The following is a 7,550-nucleotide window of genomic DNA, read 5'->3' on the forward strand; positions in this document are numbered from 1 at the left end:
ATGTCGGCCAGCGCCGTGTGCATCGCGCGCTTTTGGAATCCTTTGTAGATAGCCGGCTGCCAGCGGCGGCACAATTCCTTGAGCGTGCTGACATCGAGATTGCGGTAGTGGAAAAACCGTTCGAGTTCGGGCATCCAGCGCGCCATGAAGCGGCGGTCCTGGCAAATCGAATTGCCGCACATCGGCGATTTGCCGGGCGGCACATAGTTGCCCAGGAAGGCGCGAATCTGCTCGGTGGCATCCGCCTCGGTGATTGTCGATGCCCGCACACGATCGATGAGGCCGGAACGGCCATGCGTGTTCTTGTTCCAATCGTCCATCTTGTCGAGCGTTTCGTCGCTCTGGTGGATGGCGAGCACCGGGCCCTCGACCACCTTCTCGAGCGTCGAGTTCGTCACCACGACCGCGATTTCGATGATGCGATCGGTGTCGGGCTCGAGCCCCGTCATCTCCATATCGAGCCAAACGAGGTTCATCTCGCTGCGCGCGAGCGTCGGCTCGCCGACGGGTTCGAGTAAATCAGTCATGAAAGCAATCCGTTGATGGGTACAAAAAGAAGCGAAATGAAGCCGAACCGGTGAAACCGCTCAACGCGGGATCGTGCACCGTCGCCCGGTCCCGCGAAACTCTATAATTCTCGCATAGATAACTTGGACTTCCCGATGCCCCCTCTCGACTTCACCGTTCTGTTCACCGTCATGGTGGTCGCGATGGTCGCCACGAAATTGTGGCTCGCCTCGCGGCAAATCCGCTTCGTGGCGGCACGCAGGGACGCGGTGCCGAGGCAGTTTGCCGATACGATTCCCATCGCGGCCCATCGGCGCGCGGCCGATTACACCGTCGTGCGCACCCGCTTGTCGATGCTCGAAATCGCCGTCGGGGCAGCCGTGCTCATTGCACTCACGCTACTCGGCGGGGTACAGGCGCTCGATCGCGCGATCGGCGCGTGGCTTGGCGAAGGCTATACGGGCCAGATCGCGCTCGTGGCCGCGGTGGCCGTGATCACGAGCGCGATCGATCTGCCGTTCGATTATTACCGGCAGTTCGTCGTCGAGGAACGATTCGGCTTTAACCGGATGACGCGTGCGATCTTCTTCGCGGATCTGGCCAAAGGCGCCGGGCTCGGCGCCGCGTTCGGGCTTCCGCTGCTGTTCGTCGTGCTCTGGCTCATGGGCCGCGCGGGCGGTCTGTGGTGGCTGTGGGCCTGGGCGGTCGTCGTCGTCTTCCAACTGCTCGTGCTCGTGCTCTACCCCACGCTGATCGCGCCGCTGTTCAACAAGTTCGAACCGCTGGCCGACGAAGCCCTCGTCCACCGCATCGAAGCCTTGATGAAACGCTGCGGTTTTGCGGCCAAGGGCCTATTCGTGATGGACGGCAGCCGCCGCTCCGCGCACGGCAACGCGTACTTCACGGGCTTCGGCGCCGGCAAGCGCATCGTTTTTTTCGATACCTTGCTCGCCCGGCTAACGGGCAGCGAGATCGAAGCCGTACTCGCGCACGAACTCGGGCACTTCAAGCGCCGTCACGTCACGAAGCGCATGCTCGTGACGTTCGTCATCAGCCTGCTACTGTTCGCGCTGCTCGGCTGGCTAAGCGCTCGCACGTGGTTCTACGAGGGGCTCGGCGTGCGGCCCTCGATGACGGGCAGCAACGACGCGCTGGCTCTGGTGCTGTTCTTCCTGGCGCTGCCGGTGTTCATGTTCTTCGTCACCCCGCTCGGCAGCCTGACCTCGCGCAAGCACGAATTCGAGGCGGACGCGTTCGCCGCTAGCCAGACCGACGCGCACGAACTCGTCAACGCCCTCGTCAAGCTTTACGAAGACAACGCCTCCACCTTGACGCCCGATCCGCTCTATACGGCCTTTTACTATTCGCACCCGCCCGCCTCGCAGCGGATCGAACGGCTGCTGCGACACGCATGAGTTCGCGTCCCGCTAAATCCGGCAAGCGTGCCGGCGCCGCGTGCGCGCACGGGCTCGTCATCGCCGCGCATGGCCGTCACTACCTGGTCGCGCCCGAGCACGATCCGCACGGGCTGCTGCAGTGTTTTCCGCGCGGCAAAAAGAGCGAGGTTGCGGTGGGCGATCGCGTCGTCTACGAACCGACATCGGCGGATCAAGGCGTGATCGTCGAAATCGGCGAACGGCGCAACCTGCTCTATCGATCCGATCAATACAAATCGAAACTATTCGCGGCAAACCTCGATCAGTTGCTGATCGTGCTGGCGACGCAGCCGCATTTCAGCGAAGACTTGCTCGGACGTGCGCTGGTGGCGGCCGAGGCCAACGGCCTCAAGCCTTTGATCGTCCTGAACAAGACCGACGTGACGGCGGCACTGCCCGCCGCCCGCGACCGTCTCGCGCCTTATCGGGCGCTCGGCTACGACGTCCTGGAACTGTCGATCAAGGCCCGCCCCGACGACGCGCGCGCCGCGCTGACCGAGCGATTGCGCGATCATGCGACGCTATTGCTCGGCCAATCCGGGATGGGCAAGTCCACGCTGGTCAACCTCATCGTTCCGGAGGCCGATGTCGCCACGCGCGAAATCTCGACTGCACTGAACAGCGGGCGCCATACGACGACGTTCACTCGGCTGTACCCGTTGCCCGACGGCGGCGCGCTGATCGATTCGCCCGGTTTCCAGGAGTTCGGACTGCATCATTTGACCGAAGGCACCCTCGAGCGGGCGTTTCCCGAGTTCCGTCCGTTGCTCGCTCACTGCCGCTTCTACAATTGCCATCATCTGCACGAGCCCGGCTGTGCGATTCTCGCCGCCCTAGGCGACGGCCGTATCGCGCGCGAGCGGCACGCGCTGTATGCTCAACTCGTGCACGAAGCCAGCCAGATCGTCAGATAGGCCAAGTGCTGCGATTCGCTCGACCGGCGCCCGCCCATGCTGAAGCTCACCTACGCACCGAACCCCGTCATCGGCCAACATTGGGTCAACTTGCTGGCGGCGGCGGGCATCGATTGCGAACTGCATAACCGGTATCTGACCGGCGCGCTGGGAGAAATTCCGGCCGACCAATGCGCACCGGAACTGTGGCTCGTCGACGAACGCGACGAACTGCTGGCGAGGCGAATCTTGGCGGCAGCTCAGAACGGGCCGCCCGCGGGGGCGGCGCCTTGGCGATGCGGCGCTTGCGGCGAAACATTGGAACCGCAATTCACCGCCTGCTGGCGCTGCGGCGCGTGGCGCCAGGAAGACTGACGCCCGCGAGGCAAAGCATCCCGGCGGCCCGGCTGTCCGTTCGTTAGCCGAGCCAGACGGCGATGGTCAGCATCAGCAGCAGGATCATCCACAGGATAACGGCCCGCCAGACAAGGCCGACCGCCGACTGCAGCGTACGGGGCGTGCAATCGTCGCCGACCGTCAGCGGCCCGCCATCCGATGCGCCGAGCGCATCGAGACTCGAGGGCTCCGCGAGCGGCCCGGCGAGCCGCGCACCGAGCGCGCCGCTGCCGGCGGCGAGCAAGACACCGTCGTTGGCATCGGGCCATTGCCGAGCGTGGTTGCGCCAAGCGTAGATGGCGTCCTCGAAATTGCCGACGATCGCGAAGCCGAGCGCCGTGAGCCGTGACGGCACCCAATCGATGACAAAGAACGCTTTGCGCGCAAAGACGCCGAAAGCGGCGGTACGCTCGCCAACCGATACGCCCCAGCTACGGGCGAGGTATTCCGAGATGCGGTAGAGCACCGCGCCCGCCGGGCCGATCGGGACAAGGAACCAGAAGAACACGCCGAACACATGCCGATGGGAGGCGACGACAGCGTGGATCAGCGTGTGGCGCACGATTTCGCCGACGGGCATATCTACCGTGTCCATGCCCGTCCATTCGGCCAGGATTTCCCGGGCGCGCGGCACGTCGTCGTTATTGAGTGCGAGATGGATGTCGGTGAAGTAATGGCTGAACTGCCGAAAGCCGAGCGTGAAATAAACGATGACGACGTTCCAGAGGAACGCCAGCGCAAAGCTGATTCGATAAAGGACGTAATAAACGGCGGCGACCGCAAGCGTCCAAGGCAGCACGACGACGAGCCAGGCCAGCATGCCGTGTTTTCTCTTGCCCGCGTCGAAACCTTGCGCGGCCGATTCCGCGTGGTACTGCAGCAGCGCGAAGATGGGGTTGCTCTGCGAGAGCGCGCGCAGCTGTTCGATGACGAGAGCCAGCAATACGGAGAAAAAGGTCATGCGAGGAGCCGTGGCAATTCGAGTTTGTTCGTATGTCGCATAACGATAGCACAGGGCGCTGCGCCCGAATGTGATCGGCTGCGTTCAGCCGAATGCTAGCCGATAGACGTGTTGCGGGACTACGCGGCTAAAAAGCGATAGAAATTGCGCAACATGCCGGCAGTTGCGCCCCAAATGAAATATTGGCCGCCCGTGCCGGGACGCGGATACGGCATGGCGAAAAAGCGACGCTCGCCGCCTTCCCAGCGCAGCAGCCGCACTTCGTGATTGGCCGGATTCATCAGAAAAGGCAGCGGCACCTCGAAAATTTCCGCCACCTCGAGCGTATCGGCGCGCACCGTAAATGGCGAGTGAACCAGCCCGACGACCGGTGTCACGCGAAACCCCGTACCCGTCAGATAGTCGGGCAGCGCGCCTAGCACTTCCACTCGTTCGGGTGCGAGCGCCACTTCCTCCTGCGCTTCTCGCAGCGCGGTCGCGACGGCATCGGGATCGGAGGGCTCCCGCCGGCCACCGGGAAAGCTGATCTGCCCGGCGTGATCGCTCAGATGATCGGCGCGCTGGGTGAGGAGCACGGAAAGATGCGCATCGCGCACGACCAGCGGCACGAGCACGGCCGCCGCGCGCGGATCGCCCTGCTGCGCTAAAGGCTCGAAGGGCTCGGGCGCCCACGCGAGACGTTGAGCGAAACGTTCGCGCAGGCCCACGGGCGTCAGCCGATAGCTGGCGACGGCAGGCAACCCGGAACCGGTGGTTTCGATCGGCAGGACTTCGGGTTCGAAGACGGGACGAATCAACGTAACGCTCGTGAAGTCATGGACGGATACCCGTCATTGTGACTCGGGAAGCAGCAAAGAAAAAAGCACCCGAACGGGTGCTTTTTCTTACTGCTTGCACGCTTAGGAAGCCGCGCGGTCCTTCGAGACCAGCTTTTCCTTGATACGTGCCGACTTGCCCGAACGCTCGCGCAGGTAGTACAGCTTCGCACGACGCACATCGCCACGACGCTTCACGACGATGCTGGCCAACAGCGGCGAGTACGTTTGGAACGTACGCTCGACGCCTTCGCCCGACGAAATCTTACGGACGATGAACGACGAGTTCAGGCCGCGGTTACGCTTGGCGATCACCACGCCTTCATAGGCCTGGACACGCTTGCGGGTACCTTCGACCACGTTCACGTTCACGATCACCGTATCGCCGGGGGCGAATGCGGGAATCGACTTGCCGGCGAGCACGCGCTCGATTTCTTCCTGCTCGAGTTTTGCAATCAGATCCATCACTGACTCCTTATGCCATCTTGTCGACGTTGTACCTGCCCTATGCCGAATCGGCAGTGTGGCTCGGCCCCGATAGAGGATGGGTTCACACCTGACACCGCTTACGCGGCGCCGCTTATGCCTCGCGAATGGCTCGAAAGCCGATTAGGACTCCGGTGCCGCTTTCGCCAGGCTTGCGAGCCATGCCTCGTCGGCACGGCTCAACGTCTTGCTTCGCCGCGCGCGCACGATCAGATCGGGCCGCTTGGCAAGGGTATTTCTCAGCGCCTCTTTCCGGCGCCACTGCTCGATTTCGGCATGATGGCCGCCGAGCAACACCTCGGGCACACGCATGCCCTCGTATTCCTCGGGCCGCGTGTAGTGCGGGCAATCGAGCAGCCCGCTCACGAAACTGTCCTGTACGGCGGATTGCGCATCGCCGAGTACACCCGGCAACTGGCGCACCACGGCGTCCATCAATGCCATGGCCGGCAATTCGCCGCCCGACAGGACAAAATCGCCGAGACTCACTTCCTCGTCGACACAGCGGTCGAGCAACCGTTGGTCGATCGCTTCATACCGCCCGCACAGCAACACCAGCCCCGGCTCGCTAGCGAACCGCATCACGCGCTCGTGATCGAGCGGCGCCCCTTGGGGCGACATCATCACGACACGCGCCCCGCTCACGCCGAGCGCTTCCTGCGCGGCCTTCGCGGCGCCGATCGCTGCTTCGAGCGGCTTGGCCAGCATCACCATGCCGGGCCCGCCACCGTACGGCCGATCATCGACGGTCCGGTAATTGTCCGTCGTGAAATCGCGCGGATTCCACGTTCTCAAACCGAACCGCCCCTGCTTCACCGCTCGGCTGGTGATGCCCCACTCGGTAATCGCGCGGAACATCTCGGGAAAGAGCGTGACGACATCGAACTGCATCGCGCGCTCCCAGATGTGGACCATGCTCAGTAATCGGCGTCCCAATCGACGACGATGCGTTTCGCCGCTTGATCCACCGTTTTCACATACACGCCGACGAACGGAATCAACCGCTCGCCGGTAGCCGGCTGCCCGTCCTTGTCCTGCGACGGGTACTCGACGCGAAGTACCGCATGCGCGCCGTTGTCGATCAGATCGGCGACGGCGCCGAGCGCGACACCCGCCTCGTTGACGACTTCCAGGCCGATCAGATCGACCCAATAGAACTCATCGGCACCGAGCGACGGAAAATCGCTGCGGCGCACATGGACGCGCCAACCGCGCAACGCCAGCGATCGATCGCGATCCCCGACGCCGTTCAACTGCGCGACGACGCTGTCGCCATGCACTTTCGCGGCCACAACGGGCGCGGTTTGGATCTCGCGCCCTTTGACGAGCCACCAGGATTTGGCACTCGTCAATGCGTCGCCGCCTTGAGCGGCACTCGCGTGCGCCGCGACTTTGACCCAGCCTTTCAAGCCGTATGCATCGACGATCGCACCGACTTCGACGGCATCGTCCGGCAAGGACGCGACCGATTCGATGCCCGCCGACGCCTGACCGGCGGCTGCATGCGTCGCATTGCGCTCGACCGGCTTGCGCGCGAACGCGCCAAACGACACAGGCGCCCGGGGAGGCGTCTTGGCCCGGCCCGAGCCCGAATCACGAACGGACATCGACAAACCTCACAGTTGCTCGATCACGCGCAGTCGCCCACCGCCCGGTACTTGCACGTCGCGCTTCACGCGAGGTGCAGCCGAGAAAAACGGCCGACCACTGCGGCAAGTGCGATTAAGCAGCCGGTTGCGCCTTTTGCGCTTGCTTCACGAGACGCTCGACCGTCGGCGACAGTTGGGCGCCAACGCCTTGCCAGTACGTCAGACGATCTTGCGCGATACGCAGCGATTCGCCCTTCGTGGCGACCGGGTTGTAGAAGCCGACGCGCTCGATGAAACGGCCGTCGCGACGGTTACGCGAATCGGTTGCGACGATGTTGTAGAACGGGCGCTTCTTCGAGCCGCCACGTGCCAAGCGGATGATGACCATACTGTAATCCTTGAAAACCGGGGGTTCGGAACCACTGAAACGCTCGATTATAGCGGGAAACTGAAACCATAACAAACAC

General features: G+C 63.4%; 10 protein-coding genes. 3 read left to right on the top strand and 7 right to left on the bottom strand.

Annotation, left to right across the window (positions count from 1 at the left end; translation table 11 throughout):
- Nucleotides 1-527 (bottom strand): oligoribonuclease (gene orn / locus ACTHN9_RS24425; protein WP_440539395.1); only part of this gene is annotated, 527 nt, incomplete at its 3' end.
- A gap of 135 nt (nucleotides 528-662) precedes the next feature.
- Here orn and ACTHN9_RS24430 point away from each other — a divergent pair.
- Genes ACTHN9_RS24430 through ACTHN9_RS24440 form a run of 3 tightly spaced genes read left to right on the top strand, consistent with a single transcriptional unit; the run spans nucleotide 663 to nucleotide 3,211 of the window.
- Nucleotides 663-1,922 carry a M48 family metallopeptidase gene (locus ACTHN9_RS24430; RefSeq protein WP_440539396.1) on the top strand — a complete coding sequence of 420 codons (1,260 nt, stop codon included), beginning with the start codon at nucleotides 663-665 and terminating at the stop codon, nucleotides 1,920-1,922.
- The gene (gene rsgA / locus ACTHN9_RS24435) at nucleotides 1,919-2,857 is read left to right on the top strand and encodes a ribosome small subunit-dependent GTPase A (protein WP_440539397.1); all 939 of its coding nucleotides are present in this window, start codon (nucleotides 1,919-1,921) and stop codon (nucleotides 2,855-2,857) included. The genes ACTHN9_RS24430 and rsgA overlap by 4 nt, the downstream gene beginning before the upstream one ends.
- A gap of 39 nt (nucleotides 2,858-2,896) precedes the next feature.
- Nucleotides 2,897-3,211, top strand: coding sequence for a putative signal transducing protein (locus ACTHN9_RS24440; protein WP_440539403.1), 315 nt, complete (start codon nucleotides 2,897-2,899; stop codon nucleotides 3,209-3,211).
- A gap of 43 nt (nucleotides 3,212-3,254) precedes the next feature.
- On the opposite strand, the gene ACTHN9_RS24445 is transcribed toward ACTHN9_RS24440, so the two are convergent.
- The 6 genes from ACTHN9_RS24445 to rpsP all read right to left on the bottom strand — a co-directional run bounded on the left by ACTHN9_RS24445 (nucleotide 3,255) and on the right by rpsP (nucleotide 7,471).
- Nucleotides 3,255-4,193, bottom strand: coding sequence for a CobD/CbiB family protein (locus ACTHN9_RS24445; protein ID WP_440539398.1), 939 nt, complete (start codon nucleotides 4,191-4,193; stop codon nucleotides 3,255-3,257).
- 119 nt (nucleotides 4,194-4,312) lie between these two features.
- Nucleotides 4,313-4,990, bottom strand: coding sequence for a CoA pyrophosphatase (locus tag ACTHN9_RS24450; protein WP_440539399.1), 678 nt, complete (start codon nucleotides 4,988-4,990; stop codon nucleotides 4,313-4,315).
- A 102-nt stretch (nucleotides 4,991-5,092) separates the two neighbouring features.
- Complete coding sequence (gene rplS / locus ACTHN9_RS24455) at nucleotides 5,093-5,473, bottom strand: 50S ribosomal protein L19 (protein WP_440539400.1); 381 nt, start codon at nucleotides 5,471-5,473, stop codon at nucleotides 5,093-5,095.
- 144 nt (nucleotides 5,474-5,617) lie between these two features.
- A complete protein-coding gene (trmD, locus tag ACTHN9_RS24460; protein ID WP_440539401.1) occupies nucleotides 5,618-6,409 on the bottom strand; it encodes a tRNA (guanosine(37)-N1)-methyltransferase TrmD in 792 nt (263 codons plus the stop codon).
- 2 nt (nucleotides 6,410-6,411) lie between these two features.
- Nucleotides 6,412-7,101 carry a ribosome maturation factor RimM gene (gene rimM / locus ACTHN9_RS24465; protein WP_440539402.1) on the bottom strand — a complete coding sequence of 230 codons (690 nt, stop codon included), beginning with the start codon at nucleotides 7,099-7,101 and terminating at the stop codon, nucleotides 6,412-6,414.
- Nucleotides 7,102-7,216: 115 nt separating this feature from the next.
- Nucleotides 7,217-7,471: a 30S ribosomal protein S16 gene (rpsP, locus tag ACTHN9_RS24470; RefSeq protein WP_010091769.1), complete on the bottom strand. Its 255-nt coding sequence runs from the start codon at nucleotides 7,469-7,471 to the stop codon at nucleotides 7,217-7,219.
- Nucleotides 7,472-7,550: the final 79 nt, after the last annotated feature.

It is taken from the genome of Trinickia sp. (genome assembly GCF_051953405.1).
Lineage (GTDB): Bacteria > Pseudomonadota > Gammaproteobacteria > Burkholderiales > Burkholderiaceae > Trinickia.

What these genes read in the sequence shown, in the direction of transcription:
- ACTHN9_RS24445 (WP_440539398.1), bottom strand. Translation starts at nt 4,193, where the DNA reads ATGACCTTTTTCTCCGTATTGCTGGCTCTCGTCATCGAACAGCTGCGC.
- rimM (WP_440539402.1), bottom strand. Translation starts at nt 7,101, where the DNA reads ATGTCCGTTCGTGATTCGGGCTCGGGCCGGGCCAAGACGCCTCCCCGG.
- trmD (WP_440539401.1), bottom strand. Translation starts at nt 6,409, where the DNA reads ATGGTCCACATCTGGGAGCGCGCGATGCAGTTCGATGTCGTCACGCTC.
- ACTHN9_RS24430 (WP_440539396.1), top strand. Translation starts at nt 663, where the DNA reads ATGCCCCCTCTCGACTTCACCGTTCTGTTCACCGTCATGGTGGTCGCG.
- rsgA (WP_440539397.1), top strand. Translation starts at nt 1,919, where the DNA reads ATGAGTTCGCGTCCCGCTAAATCCGGCAAGCGTGCCGGCGCCGCGTGC.
- rplS (WP_440539400.1), bottom strand. Translation starts at nt 5,473, where the DNA reads ATGGATCTGATTGCAAAACTCGAGCAGGAAGAAATCGAGCGCGTGCTC.
- rpsP (WP_010091769.1), bottom strand. Translation starts at nt 7,471, where the DNA reads ATGGTCATCATCCGCTTGGCACGTGGCGGCTCGAAGAAGCGCCCGTTC.